The organism is Gordonia oryzae (assembly GCF_003797185.1).
Classification (GTDB): domain Bacteria; phylum Actinomycetota; class Actinomycetes; order Mycobacteriales; family Mycobacteriaceae; genus Gordonia; species Gordonia oryzae.
In genome coordinates, this window is the sequence record NZ_RKMH01000001.1 from 341,087 (window position 1) to 363,519 (window position 22,433).

General features: G+C 67.5%; 11 protein-coding genes. 10 read left to right on the top strand and 1 reads right to left on the bottom strand.

Going from position 1 to position 22,433, the window contains the following annotated elements:
• From EF294_RS01550 to EF294_RS01580, 7 genes are read left to right on the top strand one after another with little or no spacing between them, the layout of a single operon-like run.
• Window positions 1-5,508, top strand: a complete 5,508-nt coding sequence (locus tag EF294_RS01550) for an SDR family NAD(P)-dependent oxidoreductase (RefSeq protein WP_123925247.1) — start codon at window positions 1-3, stop codon at window positions 5,506-5,508.
• Window positions 5,505-10,976, top strand: coding sequence for a type I polyketide synthase (locus tag EF294_RS01555; RefSeq protein ID WP_123925248.1), 5,472 nt, complete (start codon window positions 5,505-5,507; stop codon window positions 10,974-10,976). Before EF294_RS01550 ends, EF294_RS01555 begins: the two co-directional genes overlap by 4 nt.
• On the top strand, window positions 10,973-15,403 hold the full coding sequence (locus tag EF294_RS01560; protein WP_425459383.1) for a type I polyketide synthase: 4,431 nt from the start codon (window positions 10,973-10,975) through the stop codon (window positions 15,401-15,403). The genes EF294_RS01555 and EF294_RS01560 overlap by 4 nt, the downstream gene beginning before the upstream one ends.
• A 13-nt stretch (window positions 15,404-15,416) precedes the next feature.
• Window positions 15,417-16,436, top strand: a complete 1,020-nt coding sequence (locus EF294_RS01565) for an ATP-binding cassette domain-containing protein (RefSeq protein ID WP_185090916.1) — start codon at window positions 15,417-15,419, stop codon at window positions 16,434-16,436.
• Window positions 16,433-17,275, top strand: coding sequence for an ABC transporter permease (locus EF294_RS01570; protein WP_123925250.1), 843 nt, complete (start codon window positions 16,433-16,435; stop codon window positions 17,273-17,275). The genes EF294_RS01565 and EF294_RS01570 overlap by 4 nt, the downstream gene beginning before the upstream one ends.
• 25 nt (window positions 17,276-17,300) lie before the next feature.
• Window positions 17,301-18,128: an ABC transporter permease gene (locus EF294_RS01575; RefSeq protein ID WP_246007604.1), complete on the top strand. Its 828-nt coding sequence runs from the start codon at window positions 17,301-17,303 to the stop codon at window positions 18,126-18,128.
• A gap of 45 nt (window positions 18,129-18,173) precedes the next feature.
• Window positions 18,174-19,445, top strand: coding sequence for a phthiocerol/phthiodiolone dimycocerosyl transferase family protein (locus tag EF294_RS01580; RefSeq protein WP_123925252.1), 1,272 nt, complete (start codon window positions 18,174-18,176; stop codon window positions 19,443-19,445).
• An 8-nt stretch (window positions 19,446-19,453) separates the two neighbouring features.
• On the opposite strand, the gene EF294_RS01585 is transcribed toward EF294_RS01580, so the two are convergent.
• Window positions 19,454-20,272 carry a class I SAM-dependent methyltransferase gene (locus tag EF294_RS01585; RefSeq protein WP_123925253.1) on the bottom strand — a complete coding sequence of 273 codons (819 nt, stop codon included), beginning with the start codon at window positions 20,270-20,272 and terminating at the stop codon, window positions 19,454-19,456.
• A gap of 82 nt (window positions 20,273-20,354) precedes the next feature.
• On the opposite strand from EF294_RS01585, the gene EF294_RS01590 reads away from it, so the two are divergent.
• From EF294_RS01590 to EF294_RS01600, 3 genes are read left to right on the top strand one after another with little or no spacing between them, the layout of a single operon-like run.
• The gene (locus EF294_RS01590; protein WP_123925254.1) at window positions 20,355-21,047 is read left to right on the top strand and encodes a flavodoxin family protein; all 693 of its coding nucleotides are present in this window, start codon (window positions 20,355-20,357) and stop codon (window positions 21,045-21,047) included.
• Window positions 21,047-21,559, top strand: a complete 513-nt coding sequence (locus EF294_RS01595) for a DUF2505 domain-containing protein (protein ID WP_123925255.1) — start codon at window positions 21,047-21,049, stop codon at window positions 21,557-21,559. Before EF294_RS01590 ends, EF294_RS01595 begins: the two co-directional genes overlap by 1 nt.
• Entirely contained in the window at window positions 21,552-22,325 is a 774-nt protein-coding gene (locus EF294_RS01600; RefSeq protein ID WP_123925256.1) for a nitroreductase family protein, read from the top strand. The genes EF294_RS01595 and EF294_RS01600 overlap by 8 nt, the downstream gene beginning before the upstream one ends.
• Window positions 22,326-22,433: the final 108 nt, after the last annotated feature.

Genomic DNA, 22,433 nt, shown 5'->3' on the forward strand with positions numbered 1-22,433 from the left:
GTGCCTCCCGAAACCTCGGATCGCCGGGCGATCATCACCGACGCGCTGCGCAAGATCGACGACCTGTCCCGAAAGCTCGCCATCGCCGAGCAGGGCGACCGCGAGCCGATTGCGATCATCGGCATGGGTTGCCGGTTGCCGGGCGGCGTCGACGACCCGGGTGACTACTGGGATCTGCTGACCGAGGGTCGTAGCGGTGTGGTGCGGGTGCCCGAGAATCGTTGGGACGCCGACGAGTTCTACACCGAGGACCACACGATCCCGGGCACCATCGTCAATCGGGTGGGGGGCTTCCTCACTCACTGGGACCCCGACGAGTTCGATGCCGAGTTCTTCGGGCTCACCCCGCGCGAAGCGATTGGTATGGACCCCCAGCAGCGGCTGCTGATGGAGGTCGCCTGGGAGTCCCTCGAGGACGCGGGCCTCCTGCGTGAACGACTTCGCGGAACGGCGACCGGCGTGTACATGGGGATGACCACCAACGACTACACGTTGACCTTCGCGGGTGCGATCCCGCGTACGGGACTCGACCCGTACATCCCGTTCGGCAACGCCGCCAACTTCGCCGCGGGCCGCCTGTCATATTTCCTCGGCCTCACCGGCCCGGCGATCGTGTCGGACACCGCATGCTCCTCGTCGCTGGTGTCGATCCATCTCGCCTGCCAGGGGCTGCGGCGCCGCGAGATCGACAGTGCGTTGGCCGGTGGGGTGAATCTGAACCTGAGCCCGGAGAACAGCATCGCCTGTTCCCGGTGGGGCATGCTGGCCCCCGATGGCACCTGCAAGACCTTTGATGCCGGTGCCAACGGATACGTGCGCAGCGAGGGTTGTGGCGTGGTGGTGCTCAAACGCCTGTCCGACGCGGTGCGTGACGGCGACCGGATCCGCGCGGTCATCCGCGGTACCGGGGTCAATCAGGACGGCGCGAGCAGTGGCCAGACCGTACCGAACGGTCCCGCCCAGCAGGCCTTGATTCGCTCGGTGTTGGCCGCCTCCGACCTGGCACCGGCGGAGATCGACTACGTCGAGGCCCACGGCACCGGAACCCCTCTGGGGGACCCGATCGAGCTCGACGCTCTGCATGGGGTGTTCGCCGAGCGTGGCGAGAGTGCACCCTTGGTGCTGGGGTCTGTCAAGACCAATCTCGGGCACCTCGAATCCGCCTCCGGTATCGCCGGTCTCATCAAGACGGTGCTCGCGATCGAGCATGCGCACATCCCTCGTCAGCTTCACTTCTCCGAGCTGAATCCACATGCGTGCGAAGGTGCCTCGCGTTTCGTCATCGCCGCCGAACCACAGCAGTGGCCGCAATCCGGGCGACCACGCCGTGCCGGGGTGTCGTCTTTCGGTGTCAGCGGCACCAACGCACACGTCGTACTCGAGCAGGCCCCCGAGGTGCCGGCGGATCCGACCCCCGTCGCGGTTGGGCCGGTCGCGACGACTGCGGCAACCGGCGCATACACGCTGATCATCTCGGGCAAGACCCGCGAACGCGTCGCCGCGCAGGCTCAGACGCTGGCGGACTGGATCGCCGGTGACGGTGCGCGGGTGGACTTGTCGGCGATAGCCCACACCCTGGCCCACCACCGCTCGCGGTTCGGTGTGGTCGCCACGGTCACCGCCCGCGATCACACACGGGCCGCGGCCGGCCTGCACGCTCTCGCCGGTGGCTACCGCGCGCCGGGAGTTGTTCCCGCACACGAGGGAACCTGCCCAGGGGGCACCGTGTTCGTGTTCTCGGGGCAGGGGTCGCAGTGGGCGGGGATGGGTCGTCGGTTGTTGGTGGCGGAGCCGGCGTTTGCTGCTGCGGTGGCGGAGTTGGAGCCGGTGTTTGTTGCGGTGGTGGGTTTTTCGTTGCGGGAGGTGTTGGCGTCGGGGGAGCCGGTGGTCGGTATTGACCGGATTCAGCCGGTGTTGGTGGGTGTGCAGTTGGCGTTGGTGTCGTTGTGGCGGTCCTATGGGGTGTGTCCGGATGCGGTGATCGGTCATTCGATGGGTGAGGTTGCTGCGGCGGTGGTGTCGGGGGCGTTGTCGGTGGCTGATGGGTTGTCGGTGATCGCGACGCGGTCGCGGTTGATGAAGACCCTCTCGGGCCACGGCGCCATGGCGTTGGTTGGACTCGGTGCCGACGCCGCGGACCAGATCCGCAGTCGGTACCCGGATCTGACGATCGCGGTGCACGCCGCTCCCGATCAGACGGTGCTGGCCGGTCCGCCTGAGCAGATCGATGCGGCGATCGCCGAGGTCGCCGCTCGTGATCTGCTCGCCCGGCGCGTCGAGGTCGACGTGGCGTCGCACCATCCGATCATCGATCCGGTGTTACCGGAACTGCGGGCCGCACTGTCCACCCTGACGCCGGCCGAACCGACGATCCCGATGTTGTCGACTGCCGACCCGAACGGTGCGACGTCGCCGGTCGTCGACGCCGACTACTGGTGCGCCAACCTGCGCAACCCGGTCCGGTTCACCGAGCGGGTCGCGCAGGCCGGTGCCACGCACGCGACGTTCATCGAAATGAGCCCGCATCCAGTGTTGGCCCACGCAATCGATGCAACGCTGGCCGATCGGCATCACCACACCATCGGCAGCTTGGCCCGTGACACCGACGATGTGGAGACCTTCTTCACCAATCTCGCTGCGACACAGACGCTGCGCTCACCCGCGGTGCCCGATACCGGAGCGTTCACGCGGCTCCCGAAATCCCCCTGGATGCACTCCCGGTACTGGGTGGAGGTACCCGCTGCGGTGCCGCATCGCGCCGGTCCACCACTGCCGAGTTCGACCGGTTCGCCGCGCACCGGGGGCGCTCTGGACGAGTGGTACCACGAGCTCGCCTGGGTCGACAGAGCCCTGTCCGCCGAGGTGGCATCACCTCCCGTCGGCGCCGCAGACGACGGCGATGGTTGGGTTGTCGTTTCCGAGGAGCCGGACGCGCTGGCCGCGGCGTTCGGCCCGGCGGCGCGTGCGGTTTCTGTGACCGATGCGGCCGGGGGCGTGGCACTGACCGGCGCGACACACGTAGTGTTCGCGCCGGCGGTCACCCCGACAGACTTCGGTGCGATCCGCGCTCACCAGCTCTTCGGTGACGTCCGACGGGTCGCTGCGGCGCTGGCAGCGACGCCCGGGCGCACACATCTGACGATCCTCACCCGCAACGCGCAACCCGTCGCCGACGGCGAGCCCGCCGATCCGGCGCAGGCGGTGCTCTGGGGATTCGCGCGGACACTCGCACTGGAGAACCCCGAGATCTTTGGACGAATCGTCGACGTCGACGCCGCGCTGCCCGCCGCATTGGTGGCACGACACGTTCGTGCCGAACTCGACAGCTCCGACGGTGAGGATCAGGTTGTACTGCGTGCCGGCCGGCGGCTACTGCCACGGCTACAGACTGCGGTACCGCCAACCCCGCTGACCGCGTTGCCCGGTGGCACTACGGCGCTGGTCGTCGGAGCGACCGGAAACGTGGGTCCCGACCTCATCCTCGCATTGTCGCGGATGGGCGCCGACACCATCGTCGCGCTCTCCCGCAGCGGTGCCGACCTGCCGGCCGAAGTGACCGCCGAGCTCGCCGCGAACTCGACCACGCTGGTAAACGTTTCCGGCGATGCCGCCGACCCAGAGGCGATGCGAGAGCTGTTCGCGCGTTTCGGAAACGATCTCCCGCACTTGGACGGCGTCTATGTCGCCGCGCTGGCCGGTGGCGCCGGTTCACTGATCGACCTCGACGATGCCGACGTCGACGCGATGTTCCGCCCCAAGGTCGACGCGATCTCGGTACTGCACGAACTGACGGTGACCACCCCGGTCCGCCGCTTCGTGTTGTTCTCCTCGATCACCGGACTGTTCGGCTCACGCTGGCTCGGGCACTATACCGCCGCCAACTCCTTCGCCGACGCCTTCGCGTTCGCCCGTCGCGCCGTCGGCCTACCGGCCACCGTCATCGACTGGGGATTGTGGAAGTCCTGGGCCGACGCCCAGCCCGAGACCGCCGCGGCCGGACTGACCCCCATGCCCAACGCGACCGCGATCGCGACCCTGCCCAGCCTGCTCGGTGCTGATGCGCCGATCCGGCCGATCGTGGTCGGCGCACAGTGGGCGCGGCTGGCCGAGGCCTACCGGATGCGCACCTCGTTCCACATCGTCGACGACCTGCTCGGCGAAGCCGACCATGACCTGTCGGGTCTGCCTCCGGCCCGGCCTGACACCGTTCTGGGTGAGACCGCCTCGATCGAGACCGGCACGGTTGAAACGAGTGCGGGAGATGCGGGCGCCGATGCTGCCGAGGTCGCGTCACACACCTGGTTCGCCCGTATCGCCGTCGACAAACTGCCCTATCCCGGTTCACACCTGGTGCATGGGGTGGAGGTCGTCCCGGCCTCGGTGCTGCTGCACACCGTGGCCTCCGTCGTGGCGCACGCCGGTGCGGTGGGTGCGCAACACATTGGCTTCACCCAGCCGTTGGTCCTCGATCGTCCCCGCGTCGTCCGGGTGCGACTCGATGCGACCGGTGCGATCACGATCGCCTCGGCCACCTCACCGGGCGCCGGAATGCACGAGTGGGTCGAGCATCTCAGCGCGGCTCTGCTCGACTCCACGGCACCACCCCTCGAAGCTGCCCGTACAGCAAACGGCTTCTCCTCGGAGCAGGCCGCGGACCTCGAGCAGCGCTGGGGTCTGTCCGGCCGTCCTTACGTGTGGACGGCCCTCGAGAACCGTTGTGCGCCTGGCACACTCGAAGTCGGGGTGACCGCCTCGGGAACCGCGGCGCTTCTCGACGCCGCAGTGCACCTCGCACGTTTGATCGATGCGTCGCACGACGGACTGATGTTTCCGGCGGCGGTGGAGACGATGACCGTTGCACCGGCCCGGCCGGTCACCACAACGCACGGCGAGGCAACCGTCGAGGTCCGGTATCGCGAGGCACGCCGCGGTGGCTTCGCCGCGGACGTGACCGCCGGGGCAGGGGCACCGTTCACCGTCGATATCCGGGGCCTGTGTTTCGTTCCCGCGGCGCCGGCGGCGGGCCCAGCGATCGGCGGAGCGCCCGACGCGGCCATCGACGCGCCAGACTGGGAGCTGCTATCCGAGCGAGAGACCCGCTCGGAACTGGTGAGCCGGATGCGGGTGATCCTGGCACGTGAACTGGGCATGCCGACCGACGCCGTGCGCACGGATCAGCCGTTCCCGGAGCTGGGTCTCGACTCGATGATGGCGATGACGGTGTTGCGCGATGCCCGTCACCTGGTTGGCCTCGACCTATCGGCGACCATGCTCTGGAACCATCCCACCATCGACGCCCTGAGCGAGATGCTCACCGGTCTTCTCGCCCCCCGCCGGGCGGCGACGCAAGCCGCCGCGGCCGAGGCGCGAGGCGAGCAGCAGAACGAGGTCAGTGTGCTCGACAGTCTCTTCGACAGCGTCGAATCCCTCTCGGATCCGTTGGCCGGGTCCGAGTCCCTGTCCGACACACAGCCCGTGTCGGCCGTCCCCGAGAGTGGGCAACGATGAAGACCACCTTCGATCGCGTTTCGGCGATGACGCCGGCGCAACGCAGCGCCTTGGTTGAGCAGTTCGACAAGGCCGCACGCATCACCGGTGCCGAACCCATCGCCGTCACCGGCATCGGGTGCCGCTTCCCGGGCGGCGTCCGCGGACCGGAATCGTTCTGGGAGTTGTTGACCCAGGGCCGTGACGGAGTGGTGGAGGTACCGTCACAGCGATGGAATGCCGAGGAATACTACGACCCGGATCCGATGGTGCCCGGCCGGATGCCGTCCAAGTGGGGTGGATTCCTGGAGGACATCGCGGGTTTCGACGCGGACTATTTCGGGATCACCCCGCGCGAAGCGGAGGCGATGGATCCCCAGCAGCGCATCGCGCTCGAGGTGGCGGTCGAGGCGCTCGAGGATGCCGGCTACCGTTCCGACGCCCTCACCGGGGTGCGTGCGGCAGTCACCCTCGGTGTCTATTACAACGAGTACCAGAGCACCTCGGCGTCGCATCCGGAGTCGATCGACGCGTATTCGGCAACCGGTAACGCACACAGCATCACTGTGGGACGCATCGCCTACCTGCTGGGCCTGCGGGGACCGGCCGTGGCCGTCGACACGGCGTGCTCGTCGTCGCTGGTCGCCCTGCACCTGGCGTGTCAGAGCCTGCGTTCCCGGGAATCCGACCTGGGGCTGGCCGGCGGTGTGAGCGTGATCCTTCGGCCGGAAACGCAATTGGCACTGGGCAAATGGGGAATGCTGTCGCCTCGCGGACGATGCAATGCCTTCGACGTGGCGGCCGACGGTTTCGTCCGCGGTGAAGGTGCGGGCGTAGTGGTCCTCAAGCGCCTCGCCGACGCGGTCCGCGACGGTGACCGGGTGCACGCGGTCATCCGCGGTTCAGCGGTCAACTCCGACGGTCGGTCCAACGGCCTCACCGCACCGAATGCGCCGGCCCAACGCGAAGTGATTACCCGTGCACTCGCGGCCGGTGACGTGCCCGCATCCTCAGTGAATTTCGTCGAAACCCATGGCACCGGAACATCTCTGGGCGACCCCATCGAGTTCGACGCCTTGTCCGCGGTATACGGCCGCGAGTCGTCTTGCGCTTTGGGGGCGGTCAAAACCAACTTCGGGCACCTCGAAGCGGCCGCGGGTATCGCCGGCTTCATCAAGGCGGTCCTCACGGTGGAGCACGGGCTGATCCCGCCCAACCTGCATTTCACCCAATGGAACCCGGCCATCGACGCCCGGCCGACGAGCATCGTCGTGCCCATCGAGACGATGCAATGGCCGCAGACCGATACGCCCCGCCGTGCCGGGGTCTCCTCCTTCGGCCTGGGGGGTACGAACGCGCACATCGTCATTGAGCAGGGGCCCGGATTTGCCGCGTCGAGTGGCGCGCCGGCGACGCCGACCGTGTCACGACTGTCGGTGACCGGTCGATCCGAGCATCGTGTCCGCGACCGCGCCCGTGCACTCGCGCAGTGGCTCGAGGCCGGTCGGTCGGTCGCACTGACCGACGTCGCGGCGACCCTGGATCGGTTGCGCACCAACACCGATCCCGTCGGCACCGTGTGTGCCCGCGACACCGACGAGGCACTGGCCGGTTTGCGCGCGCTCGCCGACGGAAGCCCACGGCCCGGTGTGCTCGCCCCGCGCCGGTATCCGACTCGGGCCGGCACGGTGTTCGTGTTCTCGGGGCAGGGGTCGCAGTGGGCGGGGATGGGTCGTCGGTTGTTGGTGGCGGAGCCGGCGTTTGCTGCTGCGGTGGCGGAGTTGGAGCCGGTGTTTGTTGCGGTGGTGGGTTTTTCGTTGCGGGAGGTGTTGGCGTCGGGGGAGCCGGTGGTCGGTATTGACCGGATTCAGCCGGTGTTGGTGGGTGTGCAGTTGGCGTTGGTGTCGTTGTGGCGGTCCTATGGGGTGTGTCCGGATGCGGTGATCGGTCATTCGATGGGTGAGGTTGCTGCGGCGGTGGTGTCGGGGGCGTTGTCGGTGGCTGATGGGTTGTCGGTGATCGCGACGCGGTCGCGGTTGATGAAGACCCTCTCGGGCCACGGCGCCATGGCGCTCCTTGAAGCCGACGCGGCGACCGCAGACGCACTCGTCCGGGCACACCCCGGGCTGTCTACAGCCGTATACGCCTCCCCACGGCAATGCGTGGTAGCAGGTGCGCCCGAGCAGATCGACGCGGCGATCGCCGAGGTCACCGCCCGCAATCTGCTCGCCCGGCGCGTCGAGGTCGACGTCGCCTCGCACCATCGGACCGTCGATCCCATCCTCGACGACCTGCGGGCGGCACTGGCCGACCTCACCCCCCAGCGGCCGACGATTCCCATGGTCTCGACCGTCGAAGACGCGCAGACCGCTCCGGTGACCGACGCCGACTACTGGGTCCGCAACCTGCGCAACCCGGTGCGCTTCGGCGAGGCGATCACCCTTGCCTCCGAAGACTATTCGACCTTTATCGAGATCAGCCCGCACCCGCTGCTCACCCATTCGATCCACGACACGCTGGCCGCCGCACGTCCCGGCGGCGACGTGGAGGTGCTGGGCACGCTCGTGCGCGATGACGACGAGACCCTGACCTTCCACGGTGCGCTCGCCGTCGTCGAGTCCATCACCGCGGAACCCGGCCCCGGCAAGTCCGGGACCACCGACCCCGCCGTCATGCCCCCGCCCCCGGTGACACTCGCCCCGACGAGTTGGCAGCACACGCGCTATTGGCCGACGGTTCGGGCCACACCCCTTCGGTCCGGTGAGCACCCACTCCTCGGCACTCATGTCGAAGTTCCTGGGGGAGAACATATTTGGCAGGGCGACATCGGCACTGATCGTCTGGCGTGGCTCGGTGATCACCAGGTGCACGACCGTGCCGTTCTCCCGGCTGCGGGATTCGCCGAGATGGTGCTCGCCGCGGCCGCCGAGGCGCTGGGAGCGTCGGGGACAGGGCTCGAAGTGCATCGTCTCGAGGTCGAGGAGATGCTCGCCGTGGACACCGCAGTGGCGGTGACCACGCGCCTATGCCGCGCGGCCGATGGAGAGGTGCGCGTCGAGATTCATTCCCGCACAACCGAAGGCGCATGGCGCAAGCATGCCACAGGGCGGGTGGTCACCTCGACGTCGGCGGAGATCCCCGCCCCGGTCGCGTTGATCGGTGGAACGACAGTGGCGCCCTCGGACTTCTACTACGCGTTGCGGAGAACTGGCGCTGCCCACGGTGAGGCGTTCGCCGCGCTCACCCACATTCTTCGGATGGGATCGACCGATGATGCCGGCCGACGTAGCGGGGCATCGGAATCGCGTATCGAGCTTCCCGCCGCGGCCGGCGTCCACCGCGGTTTCCGGCTGCATCCGGTGTTGCTCGACGCCGCCCTGCAGGGCGTGGCGGCCGCCATGCCCACGGAGTCGACGTCGGTCACCGCAGCTGCCGGCGCCGACGCCGCGACCTACCTTCCGGTGGCCATCGACTCCCTGCGCGTCACCGGCGTGATCGGTCGTCGCGCAACGTGTTCGGCACGGGTGACCGAGATCCCTGGCACCGCGGACAAGCTCGGTTCGTTCATCCTGTCCGACGAGTCCGGGGCAGCCGTTGCCGTCGCATCCGGTATCTACCTGCGCAGGGTCGAACGCCACTCGGTGCCGCTGCCCCTCGAGCAGAAGCTGTTCGACACCGAGTGGGTCCCCGCCGATCTCCCGAGCGACGCATCGGGACAACTTGCCGACGGCAGCTGGCTGATTCTCACCGGGCTCTCATCCACCAGCGAGTCCTCGGCCGACGACCTCGCCGATGTACTGGGTCGCTCGCCGTCGCGGCGGGTGATCCGCGCGATGCCGGCGGGAACGACCGGATCAGGGACGACCGGATCAGGGGCGGCGCACACCGAAGCCGCGATTGCCGATCTCCACGCAGATTCTGCGGCGCCGGCCGCCGGCGTGGTTGTGATGCTCGACACCGAGACCTTCGATCCCTGCGGTGCGGCGTCCGAGCAGTCCCGCGAACTCGTCTGGTCGGTCACCTCCGCGATACGGGCGGTCGCCGCCCGGCCGGGTCACGCGCCTCGTGTCTGGCTGGTCACGCGCAACGGAATCGGCGTCGGCGCAGATGAATCGGGCAGTCCTACCGTTGGAGCGCTGGAAGGGCTCGTGCGCGTGATGACCTATGAACATCCCACGCTGCGCGTCACCCTGGTCGACCTCGACGGTGATGAGAATGCTGCGCTGGTCGCCGAACTGGCCGCCGATTCCCGTGATGACGTCGTCGCCTGGCGCGCCGGTGCGCGTCACGTCCGCCGTCTGCGTCGCGCTTCGCTCGCCGCCCCCTCGGTCACCCCGGTCGCGGCCGGCGCGGCCTACATCGTCACCGGTGGCCTCGGTGGCCTCGGCACCCTCATGGCACGTCACCTCCTCGACGCAGGCGCCGGACGAGTGGTGCTCAATGGTCGTCGAGCGATCACACCCGACCAGCAGACGCTCATCGATGACCTCTCGCACAGGGGTGAGGTGACCTACATCGCCGGTGACATCGCCGAGCCCGGCGTTGCCGCCGCACTGGTCGACGCAGCGGGGGAAACGGGCCGGGTGGTTCGCGGTGTGCTGCATGCGGCCGCTGTCATCGACGACGCACTGCTCAGCGCACTCACCCCCGACAGCCTGAGCCGGGTGTGGGCGCCCAAGGTCGCCGGTGCAATCGCACTGCACGAAGCGACAACACATCTGCGACTGGACTGGTGGGTGGTGTTCTCCTCGGCGGCGTCATTGCTCGGCTCGCCCGGGCAGGGTGCATACGCGGCCGCCAACGCCTGGGCCGACGCCTTCGCGCTGTGGCGCCGCCACCAGGGATTGCCGGCCACCGCGATCAACTGGGGCCAGTGGGCCGAGGTGGGTGTGGCAGCCGCCCTGACGATGGACGCTCTCGACCCGATCAGCCCGGCGGAAGGAATCGAGGCGTTCGACGCCCTGGTGGCCGCCGACGCCACCCGAGCCGGCGTCATCCGCCTCCGGCTCGACCGCGCGGCCGTCGCATTCCCCGAACTCGATCACGTGGGCTACTTCGGCCCACTCGTCGCCGAACTCCACGCTCTCTCCGACGACACCTGGGGCGGGGTGGAAGCCTTACGCGACCTTGATGCGACCACGACACTCGAGGCCGTCACCGACCGTGTGCGCACCCGGATCGCGGCCATCATGGGCTTCGCCGACAGCCGGGCCGTCGACGTCGACAAGCCGTTGACCGACCTGGGTATGGATTCGCTGATGGCCGTACGCATCCGCAACGCCGTGCGCGGCGATTTCGGGGCCGAACCACCGGTGGCATTGCTACTTCAGGGCGCGAGTCTGCGTGCGCTCGCCGCCGATCTCATCCGTCAGCTCGATCTCGCCGTCGCCGACGACACCGACGCCTCGGGCGGACTCCGGGAACGAGCACAACTGCGCGCCGCCGCACGCCAACGGGCCGGCCGGCGCAGAACAGGACAGCGGGCATGACAGAAGCTGGCATGACACAACCGGGAACTTTCGAAGCCGTAACGTCAGAACGATACGGAGCCAACGCAATCGCGATCGTCGGTATGGCCGGCCGCTTCCCGGGATCGGCGTCTCTGGCCGAGTACTGGCGCAACCTCGAGTCCGGTCGAGAAGGGATCGAGACCCTTACCGCCGAGGACCTCGCCGCGCACGGAGTGAGCCGCACGACCCTCGACAACCCGGCCTACGTGCGGCGCGCACCGCTGCTGACGGGCCTTGAGGAATTCGATGCGGAGTTTTTTGGGTTCACTCCTCGCGCCGCCCGGATGATGGACCCACAACACCGACTCTTCCTTCAGACTGCGTATCACGCGCTTGAGGACGCCGGACTCGATCCGTATGACATCGAGGCAACCGTCGGGGTCTTCGGAACGAGTTCGGCCAGTGGATATCTGCTACACAACTTGATGTCGCACCTCGATCCCCACCGCATCATCGGCGAGGGCGCGAGCTTCGAGATGATCAATCTCTCACTGGAGAACGACAAGGACCACTTGGCCACCCGCGTCGCCCACCAATTCAACCTGCGCGGTCCCGCGCTGGCGGTGCAGACGGCCTGCTCGTCGTCGCTGCTCGCGGTGCATCTGGCCGCCGCGAGCATCCTCAGCGGCGAATGCGAGATGGCGTTGGCCGGCGGATCCTCGATCCGGGTGCCCAACCGGGTGGGTTACTTCTACGAGCCCGGGTCGATGGCCTCACCGACCGGATATTGCCGACCCTTCGACTCGCGGGCCGACGGCACCCTGTTCGGTTCTGGCGTGGGGATCGTGGTCCTCAAGCATCTCGACGACGCGCTGGCACAGGGTGATCGCATCCATGCGGTGATCCGCGGGTCGGCGATCAACAACGACGGTGCGACCAAGATGAACTATGCGGCGCCCACCGCGGCCGGACAGGCGGAGGTCATCGCCGAGGCACATGCCGTCGCCGAGGTCGATGCCGCCACCATCAGCTACGTCGAAACACACGGCACGGCCACACCACTGGGTGATCCGATCGAGGTGGAGGGGCTGCGGCAAGCCTTCGAACTGGCCGAGCAGCAACGCCTCGGTCCGTGCGTCCTGGGATCGGTCAAGGCCAACATCGGTCATCTCGAGACGGCCTCGGGTATCGCGGGTCTCATCAAAACCGTGCTGTGCCTGGAGAATCGGTCGTTGCCGGGCACCTTGCACTACACCCAGCCCAACCCGGAACTGCATCTCGAGCGCACACCGTTCGAGGTCCGGGCGCAGACTACCGACTGGGAGAGCGACGGTCCGCGCCGCGCCGGGGTGAGTTCGTTCGGTGTCGGCGGGACCAACGTCCACGTGGTGCTCGAGGAAGCACCACCGGCCCCACTGCCTCCGGCGACGCGCGGCCCGGTGATCGTGACGCTGTCGGCGCAGCAACCCGATTCGCTCACGCAGGCGCGCACCGCACTCGCCGACGACCTGCAGGCGCGCCCTGACCTCGACGTAGGCGTTCTCGCGCATACCCTGAACCGGCGGCACCGGTACCGACATCGCCTCGTCGCCGTCGTCGACGACGCCGCCCACGCCGTCGAGGTCCTGCGCACCGACGAGCACGACAACGTGATGATCACCGACGAGGTCGCAGGCGCCGACACGGCGTCCGATCGCGTCGCGTTCCTCTTTCCCGGCCAAGGCGCGCAACACGTCGGCATGGCGCGAGGTCTGCTGGACTCTGAGCCGGTCTTCGCCGAACACTTCGCGCAGTGCGTCGCGGCGTTCGACGCCGAGCTCGGAATCGACCTGCGCGCGGAGATCTTCGAGGGCAGTGCACGGTCACTCGAACGCACCGACCGAACCCAACCCGCGTTGTTCGCCGTCGAATACGCACTCGCGCGTCTCGCACAATCACGCGGGGTGCATCCCGCGGTGCTGGCCGGGCACAGCATCGGCGAATACGTCGCAGGCACCCTTGCCGGGGTGTTCGATCTGCCGACCGCGGCATCGGCGGTCGCGATGCGCGCCCGGCTGATGAATGCGGCGCCACGTGGCGTGATGGTCGCCGTGCCGGCCGAACCCGCCGTGGTCACACCGTATCTGGCCGGTGAGGTCGACATCGCCACGATCAACGATCCGGGTGGATGCGTGGTCGCCGGCACCGATACCGCGATCGCCGCGTTCACGGCACGGCTGGCGCAGGCGGGGATCACCGCACGGCGGGTCCGCACCTCCCATGCGTTCCACTCGCGGCTGATGGACGGCGTAGTGGCCGAGTACACGGCCTTCTTGTCGCGAATAACATTGCGCGAGCCGCAGATCCCGCTGTTGTCGAACGTCACCGGCACCGTGATGTCGGCAGCCGAGGCCACCAACCCGGCTACCTGGGCACGGCAGATCCGGGCAACGGTGCGGTTCGCCGACGAGATGGGGACGTTGCTCGAGAACCCCGCCCGCGTCCTGGTCGAGGTCGGGCCCGGCGGAACGCTGTCCAGTGCCGCCACGCGCCACCCCCAATGGGGAGATGGGCACCGAGCGGTGCGCCTGATGCGTCACCCCGCCCACAATCGGGACGACCGCACCACCTTCCTGTTGGGCCTCGGTCAACTGTGGTCGGCCGGAGTTCCGCTAGACCTCGACGACGACCGTGATCGACCGATCGTCACACTTCCCGGATATCCGTTTGCCCGCCAACGTCATTGGGTTGACCACAATCGGTCGGCACGAATGACGCGCACGGGTGCGCCCGGCGCCGTGGGCGACATCGCCGAGGGCGCCGCGACGACGGAGTCATCGGCGACGGAGGGTCGCACGCCGATGGAGACCACGCTGGGCCGGATCTGGGCCCAGTGTCTGGGAGTCGAGTCGGTCGAGCGCACCGCCAACTTCTTCGAGATCGGTGGGGATTCGCTGATCGCGATCAGCGTCGCGATGGGCGCGGCGAACGAGGGGTTGGAGATCACCCCGCAGGATCTCTACGAGAACCAGACCGTTGCCACCCTCGCCGCGACCCTGACCCAGCGCTATGCCGCAGGCGGCCTGGGCCGTGCGGTGACGGCCGATCCGGACCATCTTCCCCTGACGCCCACCATGATCCGGTTCCTGGACTTCGGTATCACCGACAGCAACCGCTGGCGCGTACCGCTGATCCTGCGTGTCCGTGACGACGTCGGCAGCGAGCGAATTCGCGACGTTCTCACTGCGGTGGTCAATCAGCATGACGCACTGCGCATACGGATCGTGGAGGAGAACAGCATCCGCGAGGTCCGTCTCGCAGCACCCGTCGAGGCGGCCGACCTCACGGTCGCGGCAGTGTCCGGGGCGCAGGAGATCCCCGAGTTCCTCCGCACACTCACCGGAGACGGAGACCTCACCCCCTACGTCGCCGCACATGTGCAAGCCGGTGACGGACACTCGTATTTCGCGATGAGCGTGCACGGGTTGGTGGCCGACGAAGAAGCGCGCGACATCCTGATGACCGATCTGTTCACCGCATTCGGCCAGGTGCTGGCCGGCGAGGACATCGCGCTCGCGCCCGTGCCCGTTGCGTGGCGCCAGTGGGCACAGCTGTCCTCCGATCTCGCCGCCCATCCGGCTGTTCTGGGCTCCCGCCGGTATTGGCTGAACGGGCGCGGGCGGGCCACGCGCAGACCTACCACTGGCGATGCGATGCGGACGACCTCCACTGCGCTGGAGCGTATTTCGACGGCGTTGACGACGACCCACACGATCGAACTCGACGACGCGCGTCGCAGACTCACCTTCCCGGTGGATCGCTTCCTGCTCACCGCACTGGGGCGCGCGCTGGCGCAGACCTTCGGCGACGGCGTGATCGAGGTCGACATCGCCGGACCCGGCCGACGGGTCCTGCGGCCCGACCTCGACCCGCGTCGGACGCTGGGATCGTTCACCGCCCTGTACCCCGTGGCACTCGGCTGCACTGCGCTCAGCGGGGAGCCGACTGCCGCGCAGATCGAGGCCGTCCACCGGGTACTGCTCGAGGTACCGCATCACGGCGTCGGCCACGGCGTCCTGCGCCACCTGCACGCCCCGAGCGCGCGCGCTCTGGAGGCGACTGCGGCACCCGATATCGCGCTGGTCGTCGGCAGCCCCATTCCCGATCTTCCGACCACCGACGACCAACCCGTATCGATCGATCCGACGATGGCAGATGCACTTCGGGCATCGGCACCCGGTTTCGGGCACGCGGTCGAGATCCGTGCCCAGCGCAGCGGGGGAATCCTCCACGTCGACTGGTGGTACGACCCCGCTCGCATCAGTGCCGACGTCGTGTCCCGGCTCGCCGACGCGTGTATTGCGTCGCTCGCCGACCTGGCGCGCGAGGCCATCGTCGAGGACGAGGCGGAATCCGCCGACGGCGAGCTGGAACTGATTGACCTGACTGCCGACGTGGATCTGGGGGAATCCGGTGCCCTTCACTGACACTCACGGCCACATCCGCTATACCGACCTCGGTGGTGGTCGGCATCGCCGCCCCGACGAATCACACGCCGCGGTCGTCGTACGGGATCTGCGCAAGAACTTCGGCGACTTCCAGGCGCTGCGCGGTATCAGTTTCACCGTGGGACGCGGCGAGGTCCTCGGCCTCCTCGGCCCCAACGGCGCGGGCAAGACCACCACGGTGGACATCCTGTGCACCTTGAGTTCTCCCGATTCCGGAACCGCGCTGGTCGCCGGGCACGACGTCGCGCGGGACCCGGCCGCAGTGCGGCGTTCGATCATGCTGACCGGGCAGCAGGTGGCCCTCGATGACATGCTCACCGGCCGGGAGAACCTTGTGATGTTCGGCCGGTTACAGGGATGGCGCAAGTCGATGGCGCGCCGCCGGGCCGACGAGCTGCTCGAACAGTTCGACCTGCAGTACGCGTCGAACCGGCCGTTGGGAACCTACTCGGGTGGCATGCGGCGTCGTATCGACATCGCGTGCGGTCTCGTCGTCCGACCGGAGGTCGTGTTCCTCGACGAGCCGACCACCGGGCTCGATCCGCGCAGCAGGCAGGCGGTGTGGGATCTCGTCGAACGGTTCAAGTCCGACGGCATCGCCACCGTCCTCACCACGCAGTACCTCGAGGAAGCCGATACCCTCGCCGACCGGATCGTTGTCCTCAACCGGGGCACGGTGATTGCCGAGGGCACAGCCGATCAGCTCAAGGAACGCACCGGGGCGACCTACTGCGAGATCGTGCCCCGTCACACCTCTGCGATCCCGGCGATCGTCGCGGCGTTGACCCCGATGATGCCGCCGTCGCGGCGCGCAACGGTGACCGCCCATCCCGACCGCGTCTCCATGCCGGCACCGCACGGTGCCGACACGATGGTCGAGGTGTTCGGTCGGTTGCACGGCACCGGGATCGAACTCGCCGACGTCGCCTTGCGACGCCCCTCGCTCGACGAAGTGTTCTTGGCGCTCACCGCCGAGACCGCCCGGCCGGCCCAGGACGAGGTGGCGCCATGACACCGACGTCGTGGTCGTCGGGGCGGTTCACCGGCGCCGGCAGTCGAGAGACCTACCCGTCCGGAGTGCAGCAGTGGTGGGTGCTGACCACCCGGAGCATCGTGCCGACGCTACGCAACGGCGAACTCCTCACCCAGGTCGCGGCGTCGATCATGTTCACGGCGGGCTTCTACATCCCACTGAAGAACTTCATGGGGCTCTACGCCGCCGAGATGAGCAGCTACGCGCAGTATCTGATGCCGCTCATCGCACTTCAGGCGATCAGTTTCGCGGCGATCTCCGGTGCTTTCCGTTCGGCGTCGGATGCCATCGAGGGGATCAACCGGCGGTTCCGGGCACTGCCGATCTCCCGTGTCACCCCGCTGGCGTCCCGCATGACCGCCAGCATGTATCGCTGCACGGTCGCGCTGGTGATTTCGCTGATCTGCGGATATGTCATCGGATTTCGGTTCTACGCAGGGACCCTCTACACCGTCGCGTTCTGCGGACTTGTGCTAGCGATCGGACTCACCCTGTCATTCCTGGGGGAGGTGGTGGGCACGGCGTCACGTAATCCCGATGCCACCACCCATCTGATGATGTTGCCGCAGTTGATCTTCGGACTACTGTCGGTCGGGGTCCAGCCGGCGTCGGCGTTTCCGCGGTGGATCCAGGGCTTCGTGCGCAATCAACCGATCTCACAGTTCGTCTACGCGTTGCGGGCACTGGCCGGCGACCGGATCCCCGGCGCGGCCGGTGCCATTACCTGGCAGACCATCGGGCCATCGTTGGCCTGGATCGCTGCGCTGTGGGTGGTCCTGATGCCCGTCTACGCGGTGCTGACAGGTCGGAAGGGATGAGCTGTTGACCCCGCTCACCGATGAGATGACACCTGCCCCAGCACATCCGATTCCGGCTGCGCCGCGCAGGCCGGCGGAGTGGTCGCCGCGCGCTCTGCTCTGGCACACCGTGACGCTCACCTCTCGCACTATGCGTCGTTGGCTGCGCGATCCGGCGAGTACCTCGGAGACCATCCTGGTTCCGGTGGCGTTCCTGGTCGCTCTGAATATCGTTCTCGGCGACGGCATCACCCGGGTCACCGGCATCGGCGCACTGTACGGCAGCGTGCCCTTGGTGGCGATGGTCGCCGCCACCCAGGGCGCCACTGTCGGCGGCTTGTCACTGATGCACGAACGCGACAGTGGGTTGCTGGCGCGGCTGTGGGTGTTACCCATCAACCGCACGGCCGGGGTGATCTCTCGGCTGCTGGCCGAGACCATCCGCATCGTCGTGGCCACCCTCGCGCTCCTGACCGCGGGTTACGCCATGGGATTCCGATTCCACATGGGTGTCGCCGCCGCCCTCGGCTGGGTGTTCGTGCCGTGTGTCTTCGGGCTCGCCTTCGCCGTCGGTGTCGCCACACTCGCGTTGTACTCGGCCAAGACGATCGTGGTCGAAGCGACCGCGCTCGTGTCCGGGGTATTCATGTTCTTCAGCACCGGATTCGTACCGCTGCATCAATATCCCGAGTGGATCCAGCCTGCTGTGTGGCATCAACCACTCAGCTACACCGTCGACACCATGAAGGGCCTTTCGGTGGGCGGGCCCATCGCCGCTCCGCTGACGGGTCTGCTCGAGTGGTCGGTGAGCATCATCGTGGTCTGCGCGATCCCTCTGGCCCTCGGCTACCGAAAGGCCAGCATGCACAGCTGATCCGGAGAAGCCCGCACTGACCGTCATCGATCACCAGGAGGACCCGTGAGCGCCTCAGCAGTCATCCGCCACCTCGCCAAGAGCGAGCAGATGTTCGCCGAGACACACAATTTCGTCGGTCTCGGAGCCCACCTCGACGGACCCGTCGACACCGACGCGCTCGCCGAGGCCTTCGACACGCTGCTCGAGGTGCATCCCGTCTTGGGCGGCCATCTCGAACGCGACGCCGATCAACGCTGGCAGATCGTCGTCGACGATCTGATGCATCCGGGAATCATGGTAGTGGACAACCATGACGGCAGCGTCGAGGTCGTACTTCCGAATTTCGATCAGACCGAGGCGCTGGTACACCTGCGCGTGGTGCTGCTCGACGGTGGAGCCCAGCCGACCCTGTACGTCCACCACAGTCTCGCCGACGGACATCACCAGTTCGCCCTGATCGAGGAATTGTTTTCCTACTACACCGATCTGGTCACCACCGGAGACACGCGGCCGGGCCCAGTGGAGCCGGCGCCGGACTCACTGGAAACCGTTCTGGCCCAGCGCGGGATCACCAAGCTCCACCGATCTGGTCTGGAGCGCTTTATGCCCGCGTTGTTCGCCTACGAGTTGCCGCCGTCCCGGCGCACCACATCGAATGCGCGGCCCTCGGCTCCCCAGCAGGTACCGATGGCGTGGTGTGGGCTCGACGAACGCCAGACCCGGGCCATCGTCGACTACGCGCGCAGCAACGGCGTGGGGCTCAATGGCGTCCTCGCGGCGGTGATCCTGATTGCCGAATGGCAGGTGCGAGGCCGCAGGCGAATCCCGGTGCCCTACATCTATCCGGTCGATTTGCGCTACGTGCTCAGCCCGCCGGTATCCGCGACGGCCGCCACCAACCCTGTCGGGGTGGGCACCTTCCTTGCCGAGATCGACCCCGGCACCCAAGTTCTCGATCTCGCCACCCGGATCTTCGAGGCGTATCGCGCCGACCTCGCCGACGGTGTCATCGCCCAGTCCCTGCTGCACTTCACGCCGAGCTACGAAGGCAACCCGCCCGGCCTGCCCGACGTCGTCATGATGACCGACAACGGTATGGTGCCACCGATGCGCACCCCACCGGGTGTGCGACTGACCGCGGTTCACGGGGAACTGCACTTCCAGGTCGGCGGAGGTATTGAGATGTACACGAGCAAGATCTTCGACGGGCGGCTGATGGTCGAATATCACACACATGGACCGGACCCGCAGCGGTCGATCGACGCCATCGCGACGTTGCTCGCCGAGATCGCGGCACCGGCCGATCCCGTCATCGGAGCGGGGGCGCTCCGATGACGCGGCCGTCAGAACGCATATCGGTGGTACTGAAGAGCCTTTCGGCCCGCAGGAATCGCCCGCGACAGCACTCCCGCGCCCGCGAACGGGCCATTCACCCGGGCGAAGGTCTTCGCGGAGAAGAGAGTGGCCGAGTCCACGACATGCAGAGCCGGGATTTCACCGACGATGTCGGCGGGGGAGTTGACCGCCCAATGCAGTCGAGACCCCGATCGCCGATTGAGCATGTGTACGCGCTGGGTGGCGATCGCCAGCCAGTTGTAGAAGTCGATCTGGACCTCGCCGGTCCGGAAGCGCTCGACAACCCGCGAGATCAGGCCGAGTCCTTCGTCGCGGGTGAGGTACATGCTGATGCCCTCGGCGAGGAACAGCACTGGCCGATCCGCGGGGATGGCGTCAAGCCACGATGGATCGGTCGCCGACGTCGCCACCAACCGGTAGTGGGCGCGATCGGGATACACTTTCTGCCGCAGCTCAATCACCTCCGGGAAATCCGCGTCGATCCATTCGACGCCGGGTCCCGGATCGAGGCGGAACACCCGCGAATCCAGGCCGCACCCGATGTGCACGACAGTCGCCTGAGCATGTGCCGCAAGGAAGTCACGCGCCCAGAGGTCGTACTGCGCGGTGCGCACGGTCACGATCGGCGCCCACCGCGCGGTGACGCCCAGCTCGCTCCAGTCGACATCGAGTCGCTCCACCGCCAGCGGCGCGAAGCGATCTCCGAGGACCGGTTGCGGAAGAGCCGCATCGAGCGACTTCAGATACAAAGTGGTGAGCATGGTCTTGGCCGCACCATGCAGGTCAACGGCAACCTTGGTCGTCATACCCTTTACTGTAGTACCGAATATGACTGTGCGCCAAGGCTATTGGATTTCCATCTCGGCCGGATGATAAGGGAGTCCGGAGATGGTACCCGCTAATCCGGACGCGGTCGGCGCGCCGCAGCCCCGGGTTCTGCTGCTGTACTACAGCTACACGGGGCAGACCCGGGCCATACTGACGGCCGCCGGAGACGTCTTCGCCGCGCACGGCTATGCGGTCGACGAGGCGGCGATCGAATTCACCGACGACCGGTACGCGCGCCGATTCACGCGGTTTCCGATGGCGCGCGTGTGGCCCGACATGCTCAGCGTCCTGCCGGCGCAGGTACGTAAGAAGACCGGATCGATTTGCGTGCCGGATTTCGTGACCGAGCGCCGCTACGACCTGGTCTGCATCGGATCGCCAACCTGGTGGAGTGCACCGGCGATGCCGATGCGCTCGTTCCTAGCCTCACCCGCGGCCCGGCAAGTGCTGGCGGGCACTGCCTTTGCGGTATTCGTTGTCTGCCGTGACAGCTGGCGGAGAAATCTGAGAGAGGTCCGCGCACAGGGCCGCTGGCAGGGCGGGCGCTACCTCGGCAGCCTCGTCACGACCTATCCGGGTGGTCAGCTACGCTCAATGCTCTCGCTGACCAGCTTTCTCGGCTCCGGGGAGTACCGTAAACGCTATCTGGGGGTACCGATCCCGATGACCAACGTCGGACCCCACGACTTGATCCGCGCACGGGACTTCGCCGAGGACATCTGCGCTCAACTCACCACCGCGGGAAGTGCCTGATGCCGCGCACATTCGAGGTTGCCGTCACCTCCCCGCACAGCACCCGACAGGTCTTCGACGCGTTCGCCGCGACCACGTACTGGCACGACCGTTACGCCGCCTTCGGGTCATCGATGACCCTCGACGAACTCGACAGGACATCGACGCCCGACGGCGAGTCGGTACGGCTGGTCATGACCGAAGACCTCCGCGCGGATCGCCTCCCGTCCGTGATCGCACGGGTCTATCCCGGTGAGCTCAAGGTGCGCACAACCGAGCACTGGCAGGTCGGCGGCGACGATCGCGTCCACGGTACGATCGAGATCACTGTGCTCGGGGCTCCCGGTTCCGGTCGCGGACATGCACGTATCGAACCCGCATCGGGCGGGTCGCGCATGGTCGTCGATGGCACCGTCGAGGTACGCCTCCCACTGGTCGGCGGGCGCGTTGAGAGTGCCATCGGCGCCGAATTCCGACGCCTCATACCCGATGTCGGCCGGTTTACCACCGAATGGATCGACAACCATGACTGAGATCGCCACGCCATCGACACCGCCGCCACCACACGAACCCGCACCGATACCGACCGTCGATGAGGCCTTGCAGCGACTGACGATGCCGTTGCAGGAAGCCATGATGACCCAGCGCGCGATTCGGCGGGTGCGTCCCGACCCGGTCGACGACGAGATCATCCTGACCTGCATCGAACTCGCACAGCATGCACCGACCGGCAACAACGGCCAGCAATGGGAGTTCATCGTCGTCAAGGACCCCGTGGCCAAGGAGAAGCTGGCGCGACGGTACCGGCAAGCGTGGAACCTGTACTCACGCTTCGCGCTCCGTCATCTGGTCCGATCCGACGATGCTACGCGGCGCACCATCAAGGCCGTCCAGTGGCAGGTTGACCACTTCGCCGAGATCCCGGTCCTGGTGGTCGCCTGCCTACGCCTCGGTGTACGCGAGGGGCGCCTCACGGGTGTGCGAATGCCGCATCCGGCCGAATCCGGCTACTGGGGATCGATCTATCCCAGCGTGCAGAACCTGCTGTTAGCCGCCCGGGCAATGGGTCTCGGTGCATCGCTGACGACGATGCCGTTGTGGAACCTCACCTCGGTACGTCGAACCCTCGAGCTGCCCGTCAACGTCACCCCGCTGTGTATCGTGCCCCTGGGCTGGCCGCGGGGGCGGTACGGCCCAACGGCACGGCGGCCTGTCGGGGAGGTCACCCATCTCGATGGTTACGGGGGCCGAGTCTGGCTCGGGCGACTCGAGGAAGAATCACCGAATGACAACCCGTGACGACTTCGATTTGCACCCCCGGCAACGGAATTCTCTCGATCCGCGCAGACCTCGCCCCGCTGGTCGAGGGGTGAGCACCCGCGGCCCCACCGCCAGGGGTCAGACTGT